The following is a 21,574-nucleotide window of genomic DNA, read 5'->3' as shown; positions in this document are numbered from 1 at the left end:
GTCGTTGCGACGATGATGGAAACGTCGACCGCATCGTTTTCCGAATTCTCTGCCAGTGCGCTGGCCTCGATCGGCGATGCGCTTGATTCGTATACGAAGTTACCCCCCGATTGCCCTCCGCGGCTGTGCGAGGCGATTCGCTACAGCTTGCTGGCCCCTGGCAAACGGCTGCGCCCGCTGCTGGTGTTAATCACGGCCGAGGCTTGCGGTGGAAATATCGAGGCCGCGATGCCGGCCGCCTGCGCCGTCGAAATGGTACACGCCTATTCGTTGATCCATGACGATCTGCCGTGCATGGATGATGACGACCTGCGACGCGGCCGGCCGACGTGCCACAAGGTATTCGGCGAGGCATTGGCCGTGCTGGCCGGCGATGCGCTGTTGACCATGGCGTTCGAAGTTCTCTCACGTGATGTTCGTCCTGCCCGTGTCGCGGCCGACTGCTGCCTGGAGCTAGCCCGCGCTGCCGGTCCGGCGGCGCTCGTGGGTGGTCAGGCCGACGATTTGGACGGCACCGCCGCGGCGGCTGACATCGGACGTTTGGAAGCAATTCATCGCCGGAAGACCGGCGCCATGTTTCAGGTTTCGATTCGCCTGGGAGCCATGATCGCCCGCGCCTCGCGGCGACAGCGGTCGGCCTTGGAAAAATATGGCCAGCGGCTGGGCCTGGCGTTTCAGATTGTGGACGATCTGTTGGACGTGGGTGGAGATGAAAAGGCGTTGGGAAAGCGGGCCGGCAAGGACGCGGATCGGGGAAAGCTGACTTTCCCCGGTTTGTTGGGTGTCGACGAAAGTCGCCGTCGGGCTGGGCAATTGATTGCCGAGGCTCGGGCGGCCATCGCGTCTTTGGGTCCTCAAGCCGAGGGATTGGAAGCCCTGGCCCGAGCAGTGCTGGAAAGGAACCACTAAATGGACGAGCTACTCTCCCGCATCGAAAGTCCCAAAGACCTGCAGCGCCTGTCGCTCGTGCAGCTCGAGCAGTTGGCTGCCGAGATGCGCGAAGCACTGTGCAACCTGGTCTCGAACCGAACGGCTCATTTCGCCTCGAACCTTGGCGTGGTCGAGCTCTGCCTGGCGCTGCACACGTCGTTCGACTTCAGCCGCGACCGACTGATCTGGGACACCGGCCACCAGATTTATCCGCATAAACTCATCACGGGGCGCTATCGCGAGTTCTCGTCGATTCGCACCAAGGGGGGCCTGATGGGCTACCCCAATCCGCACGAGAGCGACTACGACCTGTTCATGACCGGGCACGCCGGGTCGAGCGTCTCGACCGCGCTCGGTTTGAAGAGCGGTGACGATCTGCAACCGGGCCAGGAAGATCGCCATTCGGTGGCCGTCATCGGTGACGGCGCGTTCCCCTCGGGCATCGTCTTCGAAGCGCTCAACAACCTGGGCGGCCTGAAGAAGCGGATGCTCGTGATCCTGAACGATAACAAGATGTCTATCTGCCCGCGCGTTGGCGGCATGGCCGACTATTTCGATCGCTTGCGGTTGAACCCGCTGTACACCGGGCTGAAGCACGAGGTCTCGAAGGCGTTGTCGATGGTTCCCTTGGGGGACCAGATGGAGCGATTGCTCGATCAGGCCCGCTATTCGATCAAGGCCGGCCTGCACGGCGGCATGTTGTTCGAAGAGTTGGGCATCCGCTACATGGGCCCGATCGACGGCCACAACATCGGCCAAATGTGCAAATACCTGAAGCTGGTGAAGGACGTCGAAGGTCCGGTGCTGCTGCACGTGGTTACCGAAAAAGGGCACGGCTTCCAGCCGGCTGCCGAGGATCCGGTCTTCTTCCATACCCCGGCCCCGTTCCGCCGCGAAAGCGACGGCGGCGTCGCCGTCAAGAAGAGTTCATCCCGCGCCTACACTAATGTCGCCAGTGCCGCGATCGCCGAAGCGATGAAGGCCAACCCCAAGGTCACCGTGATGACCGCGGCCATGTGCCAGGGGAACAACCTGGAGCGCGTGCGCGACGCCTTCCCGGACCGCTTCTTCGACACGGGCATTTGCGAATCGCACGCCGTGGCCTTTGCCGCCGGCCAGGCCAAGACCGGATTGCGTCCAATTGTCGATATTTACAGCACCTTCTTGCAGCGCAGCTACGACCAGATCTTCCAAGAGGTCTCGCTGCAGAATCTGCCCGTGACGTTCATGCTCGATCGCGCCGGGCTGACCGGCCCGGACGGCCCGACGCATCACGGGTCGTACGACATCGGCTACATGCGGCTGTTCCCGAACATGACCGTCATGGCGCCGGGTGACGAATCGGACCTGGTCGCGATGCTCGACTTTGCCTTGCAGCATCACAACCCCACGTCGCTGCGCTATCCAAAAGCCTCGGCCGAGAAGATTGAACGCACTCCGATGCCCATCGAGCCCGGTCGCGCCGAGGTCCTCGAATGGGGGCACGACTGCATGATCATCGCCTGCGGAACGCTGCTAGGCGATTGCACCCGCGCGGCGGCCCAGCTGCGCAGCGAAGGGCTGGACGTTGGTGTGATCAACGCCCGGTTTATCAAACCGCTCGATACGGAAACGATTCTGCGAGCGCTGGAAACGGCCAGCCTGGTGCTGACCGTCGAAGAGGGGGCGCTCCCTGGCGGGTTTGGTAGCGCGGTGGTCGAAGCGGCAGCCGACGCCGGTCTCTCGGCCGCGCATGTGCGCCGCCTGGGCTTGCCGGATCGCTATGTCGAGCACGGCGAGCGCCCCGAGCTGCTGGCCGAACTGGGCCTGGACGCAGCCGGCATTGTCGCCACGGTGCGCGAATGGGCCACCGAAGCCCAACTATTGCGATCGGACGAGCGACGCGTGGGCTAAGCGTTGTGCTGGTAGTTGCCCGGTGATAGGCGACCACTCTCCCCATCAGCGGCTGACTTGAACTTGGGGGGCGGGCGTCCCGCCCGCCTTCTCATCGGCTGCTGATCTAATTAGCGCCGGTCCCGTCTTCCGCCGACTCTCTAAAATTGTGGTGCAGACGTCCCATCTGCATCCTGCAGATTTCCCCAAGACTCATCGCTGTTCGAGTGATGTGCGACAATGTGACGATTTGTGCTAAGGCGGGCGAGACGCCCGCCCCCCCGCCAACCTGCTGATCGATCATTGGCGAAATTCGGCCACGATCTCTGGCACATGCTTGCGGATGATTCGGTCCGCTTCGTTGCGACATTCCGGTGAATGTCGGTCGAGTTCCAGGCATACGAGCACCCGCTCCTTGCGCAACCAAAGATTGCTGCGGCAAGAATCCCAGCGAGAGCGTCGCATCGACTCCCAGGGAAGGAACTGCCGTCCCTGCCAGAGGATGCCATTTTCATAAAACGCGATCGATTCCAGCATCGCCGCCCGCCGGACATAAAACAGAGCCTCGATAAGTTGCGAGCCACCCAATAGCGCCGCACCAAACCACGCGATGTTCTGCCAACGCGGAGCTCCGGGTTCTAGCCCGAATTGTGCAAGCCCGATGGCAAGCGCGCAGGAAACAATGCCGAACACCAGCATCATCCGGAGCGATCGCGATCTTGGTACCGGCGCACAGAGCAACAGGGAACCGTAGCGGCGCTTGGCGATCTGCCAACGGACGAAAGTGGCAAGACCGCCCCACAAAACTCCGACGGCAATTCCCAACAGTGCGGCGATGACTTTCGCGAACTGGTCGGGAGTCAGCCCAGAGCCAAGCAATCGGAACGCAGCGAAACATTCAGCCGCGATTGCCGAGGCAACCAGCAGGGCGCGCAACGAGAATTGGAAAGGCGGGCGTAGGGAACCGATAGCTGTGGTGTTCATCGGGTGCGCACCGCGTGGCGAAAACACGTTCGACGGCGAACACTTTCAAACATAGCTCAGACGTCAACATGCTTTGCGATTGGCCAGATGGTGGCATGTTAATGTCCCGTCAGCCTTCCGGTTCTCCCTAGTTGTGGTGCAGACGGCTGTCCCTGCCGGTTTGCAAAGAGGCATCGCGATAAGCGTTATTCGTGCAGCAGCGTACTAAGAGATGCCAAAGGCGGGCGAGACGCCCGCCCCCCGTCGACGAACTCGCCGATCAACTCAGGCATATCGACGAATCCGAATGGCATACGCAGCTCGCCGTAGCCTGGACGACTGGTCTCGCCGAATCTTCTCGGTTAACGGTGCAGGCATCGTTGCGGCGTGGTTGTTACATCAATTGTCTTATTGGATGCCTGCATTAGATTCGATAGCGATGACGAACACGCCGGTAGGAACGCCAATCTCGGGATGGCAGGCTGTTAGCGCAATTCAATTCTTGATTCACCCGATAGTTTTTCTCGTCGAGCCAGCGATCCTCGTCCTAGTTCCCATAATTCTGCTAGCGAATATCGTGGCTTGTGCCGCGCCATTCATATTCGTTTCAGCGGGGGAAGACTCCTGGTTCGCGTCTCCAATTCTTGTGGCGTGATCGGTCTCGGGTCTGCTGCTCCCGAAATCACTGACGGGAAATGTGTTTGTAGGATACTACGTCTGGATAGGATCCCTGGCGTTCCTAGGATTCTGGTTCGCGGTTGTCGGCCTAACGGATGACACCTGACGCGATCGGTGGCTGTGTTTGCGTTTAGCATTAGCGCAGAGACTTTGATGACGTCCTGCGCAATTTTGGGGGGGCGGGTGTCTCGCCCGCCTTAGCGCACGCTGTTGGGCCGTCGTATATTCCCCACGCAGAAATCAAGCTCGGCAAGCCGTTAGGATGCAGACGGGACGTCTGCACCACAATTTTGCGGAACCGAGAAGGCGGGCGAGACGCCCACCCCCCAAGCTAATTCCAGCCAGCTAAGTCTACGCAGCTAGTCTGCCGGCACGCATCGTCCGTGGGCCCAGTGGCGTAGGGCGGCGATTCGTTCGCGCATCAGCACGCCCAACGGGCGTGTGGCTTTGGCTTGGGCGATCAGGTGTTCGTCGACCAACTCGCTGCCGCTGCCAAACGCTTCGTACATCGCCGCGATGATCAATTGCTCGATTTCGGCCCCGCTGAATCCATCGGTTACGGCAACCAGATCGTCGAGCTTGAACAGGGCCGGGTCGCGCTTACGCCGCGCCAGATGGATTTCGATAATCCGCCGCCGCGACTCGCCGTCCGGCAAATCGACGAAGAACACCTCGTCGAACCTCCCTTTGCGCATCAGTTCGGGCGGCAACGCATCGAGATTGTTGGCCGTGGCCACCATGAAAATTGGCGAGGTGTGCTCCTGCATCCAGGTGAGCAACGTGCCGAACATCCGCTGCGACAACCCGCCATCGGCCGATTCGCTGCCGGCCGAGGCGAAGGCCTTTTCGATCTCGTCGATCCACAACACGACGGGCGCCATCCGTTCCGCCTGCGCCAGAGATGCCCGCAGTCGGTCTTCAGTCTCGCCGACGAACTTTTGATACAGGACGCCCGGGTCCATCCGCAGCAGCGGCATGTTCCAATCCGAGGCCACGATTTTCGCGCACAGGCTCTTGCCGCAGCCTTGCACGCCCAAGAGCAAAATGCCGCGCGGCGGCTCCAGGCCGAAATCACGCGCTCGCGAGGTCATGCCGTTGCGACGATGCGCGAGCCAATGCTTGAGATTCGCCAGCCCGCCGATTTCGTCGACCGCGACGTTGACGGGAATCGACTCCAGGCAGCCCGAGGTTTGCAGCAGGCTGCGTTTGTCCTCGATGATCCGCGGCAAATCCTCGGCCGTCAGCGCGTTATCGACATGAATCGCCGCCGCCACGACGCGTGCCGCATCAGCGCGAGTGAGCCCGCGCAAGGTTTGCACCAACTGATCCATTTCCCGTTTGGTCAGCCGGCTGGTCACCTCGTGAAAGCTCTGGTTTTTCACCGCCCGAAACGTGGCACGTACCACCTCGCGCAATTCGTCAGACTCGGGCAGCTTTAGCGACAGTGGCATCGTCAGCCGGCGCATCGACTCGGGCAGAGGATCGGCATCCACGAGCAACACCGTCGGCCGTTCGAGCGCCGCGATGTCGCGCAATTGCCGCAATAGAAACGGATCGCGGTGATGCGCACCCAGGTCCTTGAAGAGATACACCGCGTTCGGGTAGCGGTTTTTCAGCACATGCTCAAGCGCCGCGGTGGGCTTTCCTGCACCAACGCCCACTTCTTGCCGCGAGGGCCGGGTTTGGATCAGGCCGGTCGTGACGCTCCATTCGAAGACGACCAATTGCAAATCGGCCGCCGCACGATGCGCGATCTCGACGGCGCGCTCTTCATCGCGCGTTTCCACCGCTAACAACGCTCGCCCAGAGCGGATCGACAGCTTCAGTTCGTCGAACACGTTGATAACCTCGGCCGACGTCAGGCCTGGGGCGCCTCGTGGCGTTAGAAGCCTTGCCCCTTCGTGTTCGTCTTGATCCGGCCCAGGAACATGTCGGCACAGACGTACAGCACCGTGCCGTCCTCGCCCCAGCCGCAATTGGCCGTGGCTTCGCCCGTGTCGATCGTTCCCAGATGCGCTCCGTCAGGCGCGAAAACATGGACGCCCCCCGGCCCGGTCGCGAAGACGTTCCCCTTTTGATCCACCTTCAAACCGTCGGGCAGTCCCTTGCGCTTCGCTTCGAACCAAGCCGTCGAATCGGCGAACACCCGGCTCGACCCCAACGTTCCGTCCGCCTTCACATCGAACGCTTTCCAGATCGGCGACTTCGGATCGGATTGCGCGACGTACAGCGTTTTCTCGTCGGGCGAAAAGCCGATGCCGTTGGGGAATGTCATTTCTTTCGTCAGTAGCGTCAGCGTGCCATCCTTCGCCAGCCGATAGACGCCATTGAATTTCAGCTCTTTGGCCGGATCGTCGTTTAAACCTTCCAGCCCATACGGCGGATCGGTGAAGTACAGATCCCCGTTCGATTTGAATACGGCATCATTAGGGCTGTTGAAACGCTTCCCCTCGTATTTGTCGGCCAGCGTTTCGAACGACTTATTGTCCGGTTTCAGCCGCGCGATTCGCCGGTCGCCGTGCTGACACAGGACGAGCCGTCCCTGGGAATCGAAGTGCAGGCCGTTGCTGCCCGGCTCCCCACCGCGTGGCTTGGTGCCGGTGTAACCGCTGGGCTTCAGAAAGAGCGAGATGCCCTCCCCGTCCTTCCACTTCATCACGCTATTGGGCGGAATGTCAGAGAAATACAGGCATTGGTTTTTCTTATCCCACACGGGCCCCTCGGCCCAATCAAAGCCCTCGGCCAGTTTTTCGAGCACGGCATCCTGCGGAATCAACTGATCGAAGCGAGGGTCTTTGCGTTCGATCTTGCCGAACGTCGGATAAGCCTTTTTCTCGGCCGCCGAAGCACCCGAGTTCGCCACGAAGGTCATCGCCGTCACCGCCGCCAAGGGCCACCACCGCCGGAAAATCATGGGGGTTATCTCCGCCGAGAATCATTGTCGTTCGTGTTCGCCTGCTCCGCGCAGGTGGCCCGAGGGCGCGAATCATCTTGCACCGGCCTGCAGCGCCGGTCAAGCAAGCGAATCGAACCTGATGTGCTTCTCGACGGGGCCGCGCAATTCGGCCGAAATCGGGGATGACGCCTTGGCCGCCGGTCCTGCGCACGGTTAGACTACCGCAACTGCGGTGGGAGCGATGGGGTCAGCCACGAGGACGCCGGATGTTTTTGAAGCAATTGCTGAGGCGCAAGAAGATCGAAGTCCTGCTGGCCGAGATGGCCGGCGAAAATCAACTGCATCGCGTTCTGGGTCCCGTTTCGCTCACGGCGCTGGGTGTGGGCGCGATTATCGGCGCTGGCATCTTTGTCACCACGGGGCGCGCCGCCGCGATCGATGCCGGGCCGGCCATCATCATCTCGTACACCGTGGCCGCCATAGGCTGTGCCTTTGCCGCCTTGTGCTATGCCGAATTCGCCGCCATGGCCCCCGTGGCCGGCAGCGCCTACACGTATGCCTACGCCACGCTCGGCGAACTCTTTGCCTGGATCATCGGCTGGGACTTGATGCTCGAGTACGCCATGAGCTGCGCGACCGTGGCCTCGGCCTGGAGCGGATATCTCAACGAATTACTCGAGGCGCTGCACCTGCCCCGCGTCGCGGCGCGCTGGTCGAGCGATCCATTTTCGTACGCGGACGGTGCTCCTCTAACATTCGCCATCAATCTGCCGGCGATCCTGATCATGCTGCTGATTACGGCCGTGCTGATCAAGGGAATTCGCGAAAGTGCGTCGACCAACGCGGTGCTGGTCCTGGTGAAACTGGCCGTGGTGGTCTTCGTGATCGTCTTGGGATGGTCGTACGTCAATCAGGCCAATTGGACCGACATTCCGTCGAACGAGCGTATCCTGCCCGAGCAATCGGCGATCCCGAAGCTGGCCAAGGATCACCTGATCCACACCGAAAAGCTGAGCACGGCCGAGGCCATCGAGCGGGCCCCGGCGTTGCAGCAGCACGCGTTGGCCGCCTACAAGCTCGAGCGAGCCAAGGCCGAGACGGAACGCATGCTCGAAGAAAAAGACATCACCCCGCTCGAGGCTGAGGAAGCGCTGGCGGCCGCCAAACGCATCCACGAGCCAAGTCTGGCCACCACGCCCGAGGAAAAAGCCGAGGCCGAAAAGCTGCTGGCCGAAGTGCGCGAGAAAGCGCCGCACATGGCCGCGGAAAAGTGGGGCATGATCGGCCTGTTGGGTTTGAACCATTATCTGGTGCCGATCGACGATGCTACCCGCTCGCCATTCATCCCGTACGGCATTTCCGGCATCATGCTCGGCGCGTCGATCGTATTTTTCGCCTACATCGGCTTCGACTCGATTTCGACTCACGCCGAAGAAGCCATCCGCCCGCAACGCGACGTGCCGATGGCCATCCTGATTTCGCTCGGGCTGTGTACGGTGTTATATATCGCGGTCTCGGCCGTGATCACGGGCTTGGTCCCTTATCCGACGATCGATGACAAGGCCCCCATCGCAAAGGCCTTCAGCGATCTGGCACACCGTGAACAAAGCTCTTCGTTGCGCATGGCCACGGCGGTGATCGCCGCAGGCGGCCTGGCAGGCATGACCAGCGTGCTGCTGGTGACGTTCCTCAGCCAGGTCCGCGTCTTCATGGCGATGTCGCGTGATGGACTGTTGCCGCCGATTTTCGGACACGTACACCCGCGATTCCGCACGCCTCACCTGGCGACGATGCTAACCGGGGCCGTGATTTGCGTCGTGACGGCGTTCACGCCGATTCGCAAGCTCGAAGAAATGGTCAATATCGGCACGCTGATGGCCTTCGTCGTCGTGTGCGCGGCGGTTCTCATCCTGCGCGTGCGGCAGCCGGGGGTGCATCGCCCCTTTGTTTGCCCCGTGATCTATTTGGTCGCACCACTGGGCATTTTCGTGAACTTGGCCCTGATGCTTTTCCTTCCCTGGGATACCTGGCTGCGGTTGGCCGTCTGGCTGGGCGTGGGGCTGGTGATCTACCTGGGTTACAGCCGTTTCCACAGCCGGCTGGCCAAAGAGACGCTGCACGAGATCAAGCATCACGGCATGACCGGCAGCGACACACCGCTGCGCGGTTGAGCGGCAAAGTTGAAAATCTGCGCCAGTCTTCTGTAGCTGGCCTCTGCGAGGCTGGGATTTTCACGGTAGCGCTCCAGGGTCGCAGACTCCGGCTACAGGCGTCATCCTCAAGAAGGCACCGGCTGCCGCAGCCTCGTTGCAGCCCCGCCCGCGCAGAGCTTATGCTTAAAGGGCGTGCGTCGAACCGCTCATCATCGCCTCGCGAGCGACGTTTTGGCCATCTGGGACGAAATAGCCGTCGAATCCGAAGCGCCCACGGGCATCCGCGGCGAGGATTTGCTCGCGCGCATGGCCGCCGGCGATCGTCCGGCGTTTGCGCTGTTCTACGACCTTTACGCGCCGCGCGTTTTGGGCAACCTGTTGCGCGGTCTACGACATCGCGCTGATGCCGAGGACGTTTTGCAGGAAACATTCCATCACGTGTGGCGCGCGGCGGGCCAATACTCGCCCGATCGTTCGTCCCCCGAAGTCTGGCTGATGCTAATTGCCCGTTCGCGGTTGATCGATTTCGTCCGCCGCCGCCGGCCGCATGCCACGGGATCATTGTCCGCTGCAAGCGCCGCACCGGTCGATCTGATGGCCGGCCTGGCTCATGACGAGGCGGCCGCGCGCATGAAGCAGGCATTAGCAAAGCTCCCTGCCGAGCAACAGTCCGCGATCTCGCTTTCGTACTTCGGCGGGCTGACCCATCGCGAAGTCGCACGGCAGCAAAACATCCCACTTGGAACGGCCAAGACACGCATCCTGCTCGGCATTCGTTCGCTGCGCAAGCTGCTGGACGCAGACGGCAAGAGGAACGGCGCGTGACAAGCCAAGGCCATTCGATCGATGATTCTGCAGAGTTGGCGACCCTTTATCTGGCGGGCGCCATGACCGACGAGGAGCGCGCCGCGTTCGAGGCGCACCTGGCGGAGGGCTGCCCGCAGTGCGATCAAGAGATGCTCGCGCTCGATCCGCTGTTCGCGGCGCTCGGCGCGGCGGACGAACCGGTCGTCCCCAGCGCCGCGGCCCGGATCGCGGCACTAGCCCGCGCGAACGAGAGCCTCGGCGAATTGTCGCCTCAACAGGTCGCAGGCGTGGCGGCGCTGGTGGCGGAAGTCGAAAAGAGCCTGCCCGAGGTGCTCGACGCGGCGCGGAACTGGCGTCCCGTCGCAGAGCTTGAAGGGATCGTCCTGCAGCGGCTGGGCTACGATCGCGATGATCGCCGCATCACGGCTCTCGTGCACATGACCCCCGGCAGCGTTTTGCCGGCGCACACGCACGCCGAAGGAGAGCAATGCGTCGTTTTGCACGGTGAACTGTCGATCGGCGAAGAACGCCTGTCGGCCGGGGAATACCGCTACTGGAAGCCGGGCGAGTCGCAACCCCAGCAAGTCGCCGAGCATGGCTGCCTGCTATTGATCAGCAGCCCGCTCGATTGAACGCGGATTTGTTAACTCCGCGCGAGCTATTCCGGCAATGGCTTGCCGCGTGTCTCGGGGGCCAACCAAATCAGTGCGATACCGACGATGTAGATCATGCTCATCGTCGTGCCGGCCAATGGATAGCCGCCGGGCAAGGTGACGCCGCCGATCGTCACGTCGTCGCTGAAGGCTCGCACCAGGTTCCCGGTTTGCAGCGCGCCGACCGCCGCCAGAATACGTCCGAAATTGAAGCCAAAGCCTTGCCCTGTAGCGCGGACCGCCGTGCGAAACAACTCGGGCAGGTAGAGCGGCAACCAGCCATAGAACGACGCGGTGCAACCGCCCAGCAAAAACGTAGCCACCAGGAAGCCGGCGTTATACTCGGCGTGAAACTGGTACATCCACACGGCCGAAGCCAGGGACGAAACGCACATTAAAACGTAAGTCCAACGTCGCCCGAAAAAATCACCGGCAAGCGCGGCCAGAATCGTTCCCACGATCGCTCCGGCTGCCGAGGCCATGAGCGCGTACTCTTTCACGTGTAGCCCACCGGCCGTGATCTTGTCGGCCCAGGTGGGAACCCATTGCGCCGCTCCCCAGGTCCCTAAGAGCGCGATCCCGCTAAGCCCCGCCGCCAGCAGCATCCGGCCGATCGTTGGCCGCAGGACATGCGCATCGCTGCTCGCGGCACCCAGCCGGCCCACATAGCGCACCACCGGATAGGTGTACCCGATCGTCGCGACAAGCAGGCCCAGGACCGTTCCGGCGGCGCGGATCGCCACTGAAAACGGCTCGGTCCGCGGCGCCCACAGAAAGATGATCAGTGCCGGGCCTAGCGCGCCCAGAACAACCGCGAAGAGGTCGCGCGCTGCCCAATGGCTGGTGGCGCCACGGTCGCGCTCCTGTTCCCATCGCGCCGATTCCGGAACGAACAAGCGCACGAGAAACGTTAGCAAGGCGGGCGCCGTGCCGCACATCATCAATAATCGCCAACCGCCGTTGGCCAGTAGCCAGTCAATCCAAGCCTGCTCGACCCCCGCATCGGCCGCCCAGGTGCCCAGCCGGACGAGCAGTGTGTTCAGCACCAGCCCCACGCCGCCGACGAGCAGATAACCGGCATTGCCCGCGGCCCCGATCAAGCCGGCCATAAACGCGCGCGATCGATTGGGCCAGATCTCCATCACCAGGGCCACGCCCAACGACCACTCTCCCCCCATCCCGAGCGCGGCGACGAAACGCAGCGTGCCCAATTGCCAGGCGCTGGTGGCCGTGCCGCATAACCCGGTGAAAAGCGCATACGTGAGAATGCTGAGCGTCATCGCCCGCACTCGGCCGATGCGATCGCCCAGCCAGCCAAAGAGGACTCCGCCGGTCGCGGCGCCGACCAGAAAGCCGGCCGTGACGACGCCGAACCAGATAGCAATCGTGCCTTCGCTTGCCGCGACGACACCATCGGCGGCGGCGCTCGTGACGGCTTCTCGTTGCAGCAAGTCTTTGATGGCTTGCCGGCCGACCATCGAGAAGACGCCCATCTCGGCGCCGTCGAACAACCAGCCCAATAGCGCCGCGGCCAGCGCCATGTACTGCTCGCGCCCGATCGTTCCCGCCGCTGCGCCGGTCGCGTGCGCGGCGGCCGTTGTTGCGGTTCGGATTTTATCGACCGGGGCAGGCATGGAGACAGTGTAAGCCTTCAGGGTGCGTTCGCAACGAAAGAAATACGAGGTGTTACGCCTGCGCCGGCTGATCCGCCTGGCGATCGAACAGCCACGAAACCAGTTGCTCGTCCGGCGGCTGCGTCAGGTAACTCACCACCACTCCGGCGATCGTCGAGGCCAGCAAGCCCCAAACGATCGGCTCCAAGCCCAGTAGATAGAACGCGCGAAACGCGGTATCGGGTCCGAGGCCTTGATCGTAACCCTGATAGACACGCACCCAGCCGACGCCGAACAGCGAGAGCATGGTCGCCGAGCCGGCGAACATCGCCGTGATCGCACCGGGCACCGTGGCCCGGCGCCAGTAGGCGGCCATGATGGCTGGCACCAACAACGTGGCGGCGATCGTCGACGTGCTAAAGACCACGAGCGCTTGCAGGTATTTCACCGGATAGATATTCAATGCGAACGAAAGCAGGCCGAAGAAAATCATCACCCCTTGCGAAATACGGCGGATTTCCATCTGGCCGGCCTGTGGTCGCAGGAATTGCAAATAAACGTCGCGCACAACGCCCGAGGCGATCACGACCAGGTAGGTGCTGACCGTGGCCATGACAGCACCAAACGGCGCCGCCAAGATCAAGCCGCTGATAAACGAGCCGCCGGGAATATGGCCGGTCGAAGCCAGCGCCAAACGCGGGATGACCTCGTCCGGCTTGTCGAGCGCCGGAAAGATCGACCGCACATTGATGCAAATCACCATCAGCGGCAGATAGATGAACGTGTTGTAGATGCTCAATAACACGATCGAGCGGCGAATCGTCTGCGTATCGTGCGAGGCCATCAGCCGCACCAACCCCGCCGGCGATCCCACGCCGCCAAAGATCCACAGCACGAAGAACGAAAAGGCCAAGCTCACCGGCAGAAACTGCCGCCCCTCGGGCGAGTAGCCCGGCCCAAACGCGTATTCCGGTCCCGTCGCGGCCACGGCATCGAGCGTGGGCTGCGACATCGATCCCACGCCAGTCAGCGGCACGACCAGCAGGAACAAGATGATGACGCCGAAAAACATCAGGATGCTTTGAAACAAATCGGTCCAGACCGAGGCCAGGAATCCGCCGATTAGCGTGTAGCCGACCACGGTCAGCGAGAACACGGTCAGGCCGATAATGTGGTCCCAATCGAATTTCGGCTTCGGCGGCGCGGCGCTCTCGCCGGCAGCGTTTTCGGCACTCGTCACTACCGTCGGGGCAGGTGGCGAGTCATCCTCGCTCAGCACCAGTGATTTGGCGCCGGGCAGAGTCAGCTTCATGACAATGGCGCCGGCCTTGAACTGCGCGACCATCATCGACGACATGAACAGGATGATGAACAGCGACGAGATCAATCCCACGGCCGAACTGCCGAAGCGAATGCGCAACAGGTCGGGTATCGTAATCGCGCCGGTGCGCCGGGAGAGTTGGGCAAATCGTTTTCCCAGCACGCCAAAGCCGGTGATCGGAACGACCATGTAGCTGCCGATCCATACGGCCACGACCCAGCCGTGCGAATAGACGAACGACGGATAGCCCATGAAGGTTCCGCCGCTTTGCACTGTGGCAGTCAAGGCGAGCGCCCAGGCACCCAAGCCGCGGTTGCCGAGGAAATATCCCTTGAGGAATTGTCCCTTCTTGATGGACCGCTGCGCAAGCGTTCCCAAATAGACCGAGATGCCGATCACGATCAGCAGGGCCAGAATCGCACCGGCGCCGGGCCCGCCGGCGATGTTTTGCGCGGCGTTATCCCCCATTTCCACGCTCCTGCGGCTGGAAGGGATCGGCGTCTTCGTCCTGGTCGTTGCTTCCTAGATCCTCGTCGCGCATGAAGAAAAACGCGAACCACATCGAGACCACGACGCAGGCCAGCCACGGCGCGACGATGCCCCAGAAAATCCAATCTGGAAACCACAGCACGAACGTCAGCGATTCCGGCGTGCGACCGTAACCAAACAGCGCACAGTAGCCGACCGACCAGGCCGTGGCCGCGGCCCAGATCAATGCCGCCACGATCGCTTCGCGCCGCGCGCTGACGAAGACAGGATCAAGAGCAGGACGGTTCATCAAAGGATCGGCCAGACCTGGGAGACGGCAATTCATCAAGGCGGGACGCTGGGGCAGGCATGCAGGACCCACATCCTAAGCGACGACCCACGGTGGAAGCAAATTCCCGGCGCACTCGGTAGTGGGTCAGTCTGAAATTCTGTGGTGTGATACCGTTTTGAGCATTCCTAAGGCGCGGCGCGTGAGTAGAAGCCGGTCCATTCGTGCGGCTCGGGATGATTCGCACGGTATTGGGACTGCGCCTTGGGCGTGAGCGTCGCGTACCAGTTCCGCCACTCGAACCAATAATCCTCCCCGAATCCCATTCGCCATCCGATTGATCCCAACGGGATTTGTGGATATTTCAGCCATGGCGGAGGCATTTCGCTCATCCTCCCATGATACCCGTCGGGAGACGCGATGCGGACTAGATCCCCTTCAGGATGGCGTAAGCTCGAAAACGGTTGCGGCGGGACGCGGGAAGACGCTGCCCGGCCGCGCTTCATCCGATTGACGCCTGCCGCGCGCACGGCCAAGATACGACTCGCCTCGAGTGCCAGGCTGGAGAATTCCACGTGCGCGACCCGCGGATCCCCGAAAACGCCGCGCAGCCGTCACGCGTCCGCTGGCAAATCTTCGGCCTGTCTTGCGCCGCGTCGTGGACCCTGTACCTGCACCGCTATACGTTCGGGCTGATCATGCCCACGTTGGCCCAGGAATGGGACGTCAGCCTGACGGACCTGGGCTTCATGCAGTCGGCGTTCTACAGCAGTTACGTGGCGCTGCAGGTTCCCTGCGGCCTGCTAGTGGATCGCGTGGGAACGCATCTCTTTTTGAGCGGCATCATTCTGGCCTGGTCCGGCGTCGTGGCCCTACACGCTTGGGCGCCCGACCGGCAAGCGATGTACTGGGTGCGCCTGTTGTTCGGTGTCACGCAGGCCGGCTGCTACCCGGCACTCGGGAAAGTGACGCAATCCTGGTTCCCGCTGTCGATCCGTACCTCGCTGCAAGGGTGGATCGCTTCGTTCTTTGGCCGCTTGGGCGGATTCACGGCGAACCTGCTATTCGCCTCGTTCATGTTGGGAATCCTAGGGCTCGATTGGCGCACCAGCATCGTGATCCTGTCCGGCTGGGGCCTGCTGCTGGGCGTGGCGGTGTTTGTCGTCTTTCGCGATTCGCCTGCAGAGCACCCGCGCGTCAATGCTGCCGAACTGGCCATCATCGAAGGAAACTCGCCCGCCGACCCTGCGGCGATAACGCGGTCGGTGGTCGATGAAAGGCTCGTGCTTCCCTGGTGGCGTTCGATCTCGTCGAGGTCGGCGCTGAACCTGCTGTTCTTTCTGCTGCAATTCTTCGGGGCCACGTTTGCTGACACGATCTACGTCGTGTGGATGCCGTCGGTCCTGAAAAGCGTGCATGGGCTCACGAACATCGACATGGGCCTGTACGCTTCGCTACCCCTTTTTGGCGGCGCGCTGGGCGGACTTATCGGCGGCTATGTCAACGATTTCATGATTCGCGTGGTTGGGCGCCGCTGGGCCCGTTCGTTCGTCGGGGGCGTGGGAAACCTGGTGGCCGGCGGTCTGGTGGTCTTGGCCCTGTCTTTCTTCGACTCGCCCGGTGCGTTTTGCGGCGTGTTGTTCGGCGCGAAAGTCTTTAGCGATTGGGCGCAGCCAACGACCTGGGGAACGGTGACCGATATTTCCGGTCCCTACGCCGCCACGATCTTCGGCCTGGGCAACGGCGTCGGCGGTCTGGGGACCGTGATCGCCGCGCCGGCACTGGGGCTGGTTGCCGAGATGTATTCGTGGCATGCCGTCTTCATGCTGATCGCGGCCACTTACGCCGCCAGCAGCATCTGTTGGCTGGCCGTGAATTGTACGATCCCGGTGTTTGGCAACGCCCACCGGACTTGAGGCCGCTGGGCAGTCCACGCCCGGGGCAACGATTTAGGCAAGCGCCTTTTGCACCGCGGCGCGCATCTTGTCGTATCCGGTCCGCGCGACCAAGAGCGCGTCCTGATTCCAATACTCGCGGTTGAATAGCTCGAGCGACAGTACGCCTCGGAAGCCAATGTCCCGCAAACTTCGCAGGATCTCCCCGAGCGGCGCTACGCCATCCCCTGGAAAGACGCGCTGCGCGTCGTTTATCTCGTGTCGCGGCGGAGTGGCAGGGTAATCGTTGAAATGAAAGACGTGCATCGACGAACCGGATAGCAGCCTCAGCCCTTCGATCTGCGAGCCCCCTTTATAGAGGTGATAAACGTCGGCCAAGATGCAGGCGTTCGGCTGCCCGCAATTGATCGCGACGTGAGCCGCCTCGCCCAGTGTGCCCAGAGTCTTCGAAAAGCCCCACACCTCGACCTGCGGAACGACTCCCATCTTGTTTCCTAAGGCCAGCAACTCGCCATAGCGCTGGGCAGCTTTATTTAAATCGAACCCTGCCACGTCGGTCGCTCCGCCCGGTGGCGCGGCCAACCGTGTTCCGCCGATCGCGGCCACGAGTTCCATGTTGCGCCGCGCTTCTTCGAGCGCCTTGGCCCGGCGCTGGTCGTCGTCGACGATCCAATCGAAAAAGCCGATCACGCTGTCGACACTCAGGCCCGCATCGCGAAAGCGCTTCGCCAAGTCGGGAAGCGCGCCGCCTTGCTTTACATAATCGTCGACCTCGCGAATCCACGGCTCGACCGATTTGAAGCCGGCCCGAGCGATGATATCGATCTCCTCGGGCAGGGGCAGATTCTGGCCCCGGATCGTGCTGGTGTTGAAGCCGTAGACGAACGGCTCGGTTTCCGTCGCACCCGCAGAGAGCGAAATCTGTTCGGCTGCCACGGCCTTGGATTGATCGCTTGCCACGGCGCTCGACAGGGCAGCTCCGAGGGCCAAACCGCTTTGTGCGAGCATGGTACGACGTCTCAAGGGGCGATCCATGAATTCCATATCCGGCGAAGTGCAGGGCCTGAATATTGCCGCGAGTGAAAAAGCTTGCCTCAAGGATAGTTGCCTCGCCGGCCGTGCAAACCCCTACTTGACCGCCTGCCCGATTACCGGCACATCCGCGGTCGGGCTGTGGGCGAGGATCTTATCGATGAACTGGTAAGCCTCGCGGCGCACTTCGGGCGGAAAGTCATGTTCGCAATCGGGATAGCGGACTTGCAATCGATCGCCGGCCGCGAGCAATTCGTACACTTTTTCCGCTTCCGCGATTGCTTTTCGCACGCCCGCGACCTCGAAATTGTTGTCGCGCAGCGGGGAATTCGAAAAAAAACCCCGCGGGGCGAGTGCCGCCACGACCTCGTAAAAATCGAAAGGCACCCGGTCCGGGTCGAGGCTGTAATCGTCGCGCAGCCGCGGCATGTACCGGTCGCTGGTCCAGCCGGTGAGGTTGCCCCGGTAATAATCGTGAAACGGCGTCCAACCACAGCTCGAGACGATCACCTTCAACCGTGGATCGAAGACCCCCACGAACATTGCATTGTGCCCACCGAGCGAATGCCCGATCACGCCCAAGCGATCAGGATCGACGTCCTCCCGCGCGGCCAGAAAATCGACCGCCCGCATGTGGTTGAAGATCCCTTTCATGGTGCCTGAGACGTATTTGTCGCTCTTGAAGTCGTAATCCTGCGAATCGCCGAACGAGGGATAGTCCGGCGCGATCACGACGTAACCGCGCGCGGCCAGTTCGGTCGCATAGGCCTGATTCTTCGATTTGCCGTAACCGGCTACCTCTCCCTTGCCGATCGTCGACGTCTGGTGCAGTGCCAGGATGCCCGGCCGGCGCGTCGCTTTTGAAACCGGTGGGAGATAAAGGTACGCCGTGATGCGATCACCGTCGCCGCTGGCGAACGTGATTGTTTGCCGGCGCACGCCCCGCTCCTCGGCGACCTCGTCGCGCACCGTAATATCCAGGGGCGGCAGCGCCTCGCGGTTGGGCAATGGCCCCATCGCCTCTTGCATGCCGTCCAGGATATGACGCCGTCGGATGCCCCAATCTTGCGCGTTCTTCACGGGCTGTTCCTCGCCCTGAGCATCGCGAAAGACGAGCAATCGTGCGTGGTCCGTGTAAGCCGGTTCCTCGGCGAAGGCCATCCCGAGGGAGAAGGAGATGACCGTCATGGAAAGGACAACAAAGATCAGCCGCATCATGGGCGTCCGTTCAAAGGGAAAGAGGCATTCGACGATCAGGTTCCGCCAATAATCTCGACGGGCAAGTCGTCCCGCCAGAGAGTAGCGGCGAGTTTAACACACGGGGATGTGCGCAGCCGCGCGGGCAAGGTCACAAGCGAATGCATGGCCGGCCCAGATTCGACTGGGTTCTACCGAGCGCGCCGCCGAATGGCGTAACGCGACAACCAGGCCAGCGCCCCGGCAGCCACCAGGGACCAGGTTCCTGGCTCGGGCACAATGGCCCGAATCTGGCTTTGGTAGGCCGACAGATTGGCGATAATCGTCGAGGCGCCGAATACCACGTCGGTCGAGGGCTGCATGGCCGCGACCTTGGTCACGGCGTCGATCATGCCGGTCAGGTACCACTGGCCGCCGACGTTCTGGAATACACCGCCGCCCGAATCGCCGGTCGTGGCCTGGAATTCGTTGGCCGTGCCGTTTTGATCGAACTGCGTCCAAAACGAGTTGACGTATACCGGGTTCGACGGGGTGCCGACGTTGATGTCAGCATTCGTCATGCTGACCGTGTTGTCGCCCCACCGCATTGTGTGGGTCGAGTTCAAGGTGTAGCCGGTAAAGGCAGGGTTCGGCTGGTTGGTCGGAGTCCAGCTCGCATCCCAGTTCGTGACTGTCGCGGCCCGGTCGACGCCTCGGCCGACGCCGATCACGGTGTTACCCACCGAGGGGGACGCGGTGCCGATATTCAGCCGCGGCAGGTTCGGCAGCCCGTAAGACGACGAGGAGGGATCGATCTTGTACAGGATCAGATCACTATTGTGGCCGGCGCCCAGGCCCGAGTAGTTCTTCAGAAGGATGCCCGAGTTGTTGACGATGCTATAGGTCGCCGTGTCGATCTGATTTGGGTTCGACGCGTCAGGAAAGGAGAACGTCGTCGGTCCCAAGGTCACGTGATCGGCGGATAGAACCCAGCCGTTTCCCTGGCCATCCGTCCCCAGGTAAATCGCGGACGCCGTGCCCACGGCGCCAACGTTATAAAAGCCGAAATCATCGGCCGGGGGAGACGTATTGACGTTCGCGTCACTGGTATTGGTGTAGTCGCCGGCGATGACGACTGCTCGGGCAACCTGAGTTAACGCGACGGCAAGGCAAAGAACACTCGCACTGATGAGTCTCATTAGCGTCTCTCACTGCCGCGTGAATTACTGCCGCGTTAAATCGATTAGCGTCTCTCCGACGGGGCCCGGCATGCGCGGACCTGGAAACCGGACGACCAAATTGCGCAAGATGTATCCAATTTGCGCAATGCGAGGACAGTATCAAATCGTTAGCGTGCAGTCAAATATTTTTGACTGCTTTTAATTTCGATTACTTTCCGGATGGCTGTCAGGCGCGCACAGGTGAGTGCCCCGCTGAGTGGAAAGCACCGTCGCGCGTGTTAGCGCGACAATTGCCGCCGCGCGGCCCAGAGGAGCAGACCGGCCAACAGGGCCAAAAGCGCCGTCGCCGGTTCGGGCACGTTCGTGCCTCCGGCGGATTGACCGCCGCCTGACAATGGGGCATTGCTGGTCGCGGTGGTCCAGTTCGAAGAGACGATCGCCAGGTCCTGAGCGTTGACGACGCCGTCGCCGTTCAAGTCTCCGGTCACGCCCGTGCCCGTCGCCAGCCAGTTCGAGGACACCAGCGCCAGGTCCTGTGCGTTGACGATGCCGTCATGATTGACGTCGCCTGGTAGCGGAACAAGTGACAGAATCTGATCCCGATAAAACGAGATGTCCGCCAGAATCGAGGTGTCACCAAAGGCGGCCGTATTCGTATTACCGTTGGTCGAGTAGGGCTGTCCGTTTTGCAGCCCGATGCTGTCGATCATGCCGCTCAGCATCCAGGTGTTGCCAAACTGAGTAAAGACAGCCCCCCCCGAATCTCCGAGAGTCACCTGAAATTCGTTGGCCAGCGCCGAAGCGCCGGAATTGAACGTCGTGCTAAATGCCTGAATCCAAATCGGATTGGCAGTGGTTCCCATGTTTTGCTGCATACTTGCGGTCGAAACGGTGTTCTCGCCCCACCGCTCGACATGCGGTCCCGTCGTGAGATAGCCCGAATGGATGGCCGATGCTTGGGGCGTTGTTTGCCACACAGGCCGCGAGCTGTCCCAGTACGTCAGCGAGTCGGCGCGATCAGCACCGCGGCCGATTGCCATCACGGTTTGCCCGACCGTGGGGGCGCTTGACGACAACAGCAAATGCGGAAGGTTCGGTTCCCCGAACGACGACGATGTGGGGTCGATCTTGTACAGAATAAGATCGCTGTTGGTCCCCGCGTTCGCGCCCGTCGGGTTCGTCAAGATGATGCCCGAGTTGGCGACGATGTTATACGTCGCAGTATCGATCTGCCCGCTATTCGTCGCATCGGGGAAAGAAAAAGTCGTTGCCCCCACCGTCACGTGCGACGCGGTGAGTACCCAGTCGTTGCCCAGATAAATCGCCGAGGCACTACCCGTCGCGCCGACATTATAAAACCCCGGGTCGCTCGCCGGAGGCGTGATGTTGACGGTCGCGTCCGATGTGTTCTGGTAATCGCCAGCCACGATCACAGCCGTCGCCATGCGCGCCGAGAACAAGATCACAACCGCGCCCAGCGCGGCGCTCGGCAAATTTCGGCGCCTTATCATCCGCAAAGGTCTCCTGCACCACCGTCCTATCGCAAGCCGCGAATGCGCGATTCACGGTGCGAGCACATCAATGTGCGACGGCGGTGGGACTTGTCGGGGGCTGCGAACTGAACCACTCCCCCGACGCGCGCCCCAT

17 protein-coding genes are annotated in these 21,574 nt (G+C 61.9%); 6 read left to right on the top strand and 11 right to left on the bottom strand.

The annotated features are described in order from the left end of the window. The first annotated feature begins 12 nt into the window (after positions 1–12). Positions 13–909, top strand: a complete 897-nt coding sequence (locus VGN12_04370; GenBank protein HEY4308669.1) for a farnesyl diphosphate synthase — start codon at positions 13–15, stop codon at positions 907–909. Next, positions 910–2,823: a 1-deoxy-D-xylulose-5-phosphate synthase gene (dxs, locus tag VGN12_04365; protein HEY4308668.1), complete on the top strand. Its 1,914-nt coding sequence runs from the start codon at positions 910–912 to the stop codon at positions 2,821–2,823. A gap of 279 nt (positions 2,824–3,102) precedes the next feature. On the opposite strand, the gene VGN12_04360 is transcribed toward dxs, so the two are convergent. The 3 genes from VGN12_04360 to VGN12_04350 all read right to left on the bottom strand — a co-directional run bounded on the left by VGN12_04360 (position 3,103) and on the right by VGN12_04350 (position 7,357). Further along, positions 3,103–3,786: a hypothetical protein gene (locus tag VGN12_04360; protein HEY4308667.1), complete on the bottom strand. Its 684-nt coding sequence runs from the start codon at positions 3,784–3,786 to the stop codon at positions 3,103–3,105. Between the two features lie 1,016 nt (positions 3,787–4,802). Further along, positions 4,803–6,281, bottom strand: a complete 1,479-nt coding sequence (locus VGN12_04355; protein ID HEY4308666.1) for an AAA family ATPase — start codon at positions 6,279–6,281, stop codon at positions 4,803–4,805. A gap of 44 nt (positions 6,282–6,325) precedes the next feature. Continuing rightward, positions 6,326–7,357 (bottom strand): SMP-30/gluconolactonase/LRE family protein, encoded by a 1,032-nt coding sequence (locus VGN12_04350; protein ID HEY4308665.1) that lies wholly within the window; start codon positions 7,355–7,357, stop codon positions 6,326–6,328. Positions 7,358–7,605: 248 nt separating this feature from the next. Between VGN12_04350 and VGN12_04345 the strand changes: the two genes are divergently transcribed. From VGN12_04345 to VGN12_04335, 3 genes are all read left to right on the top strand, one after another. After that, a complete protein-coding gene (locus VGN12_04345; protein ID HEY4308664.1) occupies positions 7,606–9,510 on the top strand; it encodes an amino acid permease in 1,905 nt (634 codons plus the stop codon). 213 nt (positions 9,511–9,723) lie between these two features. Next, the gene (locus tag VGN12_04340; GenBank protein ID HEY4308663.1) at positions 9,724–10,317 is read left to right on the top strand and encodes a sigma-70 family RNA polymerase sigma factor; all 594 of its coding nucleotides are present in this window, start codon (positions 9,724–9,726) and stop codon (positions 10,315–10,317) included. Further along, a complete protein-coding gene (locus VGN12_04335; protein HEY4308662.1) occupies positions 10,314–10,931 on the top strand; it encodes a cupin domain-containing protein in 618 nt (205 codons plus the stop codon). The genes VGN12_04340 and VGN12_04335 overlap by 4 nt, the downstream gene beginning before the upstream one ends. Positions 10,932–10,957: 26 nt before the next feature. Here VGN12_04335 and VGN12_04330 read toward each other — a convergent pair whose 3' ends face one another. From VGN12_04330 to VGN12_04315, 4 genes are all read right to left on the bottom strand, one after another. Continuing rightward, positions 10,958–12,586 (bottom strand): MFS transporter, encoded by a 1,629-nt coding sequence (locus VGN12_04330; protein ID HEY4308661.1) that lies wholly within the window; start codon positions 12,584–12,586, stop codon positions 10,958–10,960. A 52-nt stretch (positions 12,587–12,638) separates the two neighbouring features. Beyond that, positions 12,639–14,354 carry a sodium:solute symporter gene (locus VGN12_04325; protein ID HEY4308660.1) on the bottom strand — a complete coding sequence of 572 codons (1,716 nt, stop codon included), beginning with the start codon at positions 14,352–14,354 and terminating at the stop codon, positions 12,639–12,641. Next, the gene (locus VGN12_04320) at positions 14,344–14,664 is read right to left on the bottom strand and encodes a DUF997 family protein (protein ID HEY4308659.1); all 321 of its coding nucleotides are present in this window, start codon (positions 14,662–14,664) and stop codon (positions 14,344–14,346) included. Before VGN12_04320 ends, VGN12_04325 begins: the two co-directional genes overlap by 11 nt. A 167-nt stretch (positions 14,665–14,831) precedes the next feature. Further along, the gene (locus VGN12_04315) at positions 14,832–15,026 is read right to left on the bottom strand and encodes a hypothetical protein (GenBank protein ID HEY4308658.1); all 195 of its coding nucleotides are present in this window, start codon (positions 15,024–15,026) and stop codon (positions 14,832–14,834) included. A 192-nt stretch (positions 15,027–15,218) separates the two neighbouring features. Here VGN12_04315 and VGN12_04310 point away from each other — a divergent pair, with 192 nt between their 5' ends. Next, a complete protein-coding gene (locus VGN12_04310; protein ID HEY4308657.1) occupies positions 15,219–16,559 on the top strand; it encodes an MFS transporter in 1,341 nt (446 codons plus the stop codon). A 33-nt stretch (positions 16,560–16,592) separates the two neighbouring features. On the opposite strand, the gene VGN12_04305 is transcribed toward VGN12_04310, so the two are convergent. The 4 genes from VGN12_04305 to VGN12_04290 all read right to left on the bottom strand — a co-directional run bounded on the left by VGN12_04305 (position 16,593) and on the right by VGN12_04290 (position 21,438). Continuing rightward, positions 16,593–17,561: a sugar phosphate isomerase/epimerase family protein gene (locus VGN12_04305; protein ID HEY4308656.1), complete on the bottom strand. Its 969-nt coding sequence runs from the start codon at positions 17,559–17,561 to the stop codon at positions 16,593–16,595. 105 nt (positions 17,562–17,666) lie between these two features. After that, positions 17,667–18,788: an alpha/beta fold hydrolase gene (locus tag VGN12_04300; GenBank protein HEY4308655.1), complete on the bottom strand. Its 1,122-nt coding sequence runs from the start codon at positions 18,786–18,788 to the stop codon at positions 17,667–17,669. A gap of 170 nt (positions 18,789–18,958) precedes the next feature. After that, positions 18,959–19,945 (bottom strand): hypothetical protein, encoded by a 987-nt coding sequence (locus VGN12_04295; GenBank protein ID HEY4308654.1) that lies wholly within the window; start codon positions 19,943–19,945, stop codon positions 18,959–18,961. Positions 19,946–20,205: 260 nt separating this feature from the next. Then, the gene (locus VGN12_04290) at positions 20,206–21,438 is read right to left on the bottom strand and encodes a dockerin type I domain-containing protein (protein HEY4308653.1); all 1,233 of its coding nucleotides are present in this window, start codon (positions 21,436–21,438) and stop codon (positions 20,206–20,208) included. Between the last annotated feature and the right edge of the window lie 136 nt (positions 21,439–21,574).

This window comes from Pirellulales bacterium, from assembly GCA_036499395.1.
In the GTDB taxonomy this organism is placed as follows: domain Bacteria; phylum Planctomycetota; class Planctomycetia; order Pirellulales; family JACPPG01; genus JACPPG01.
This window is presented reverse-complemented; position numbering and strand designations above follow the sequence as displayed.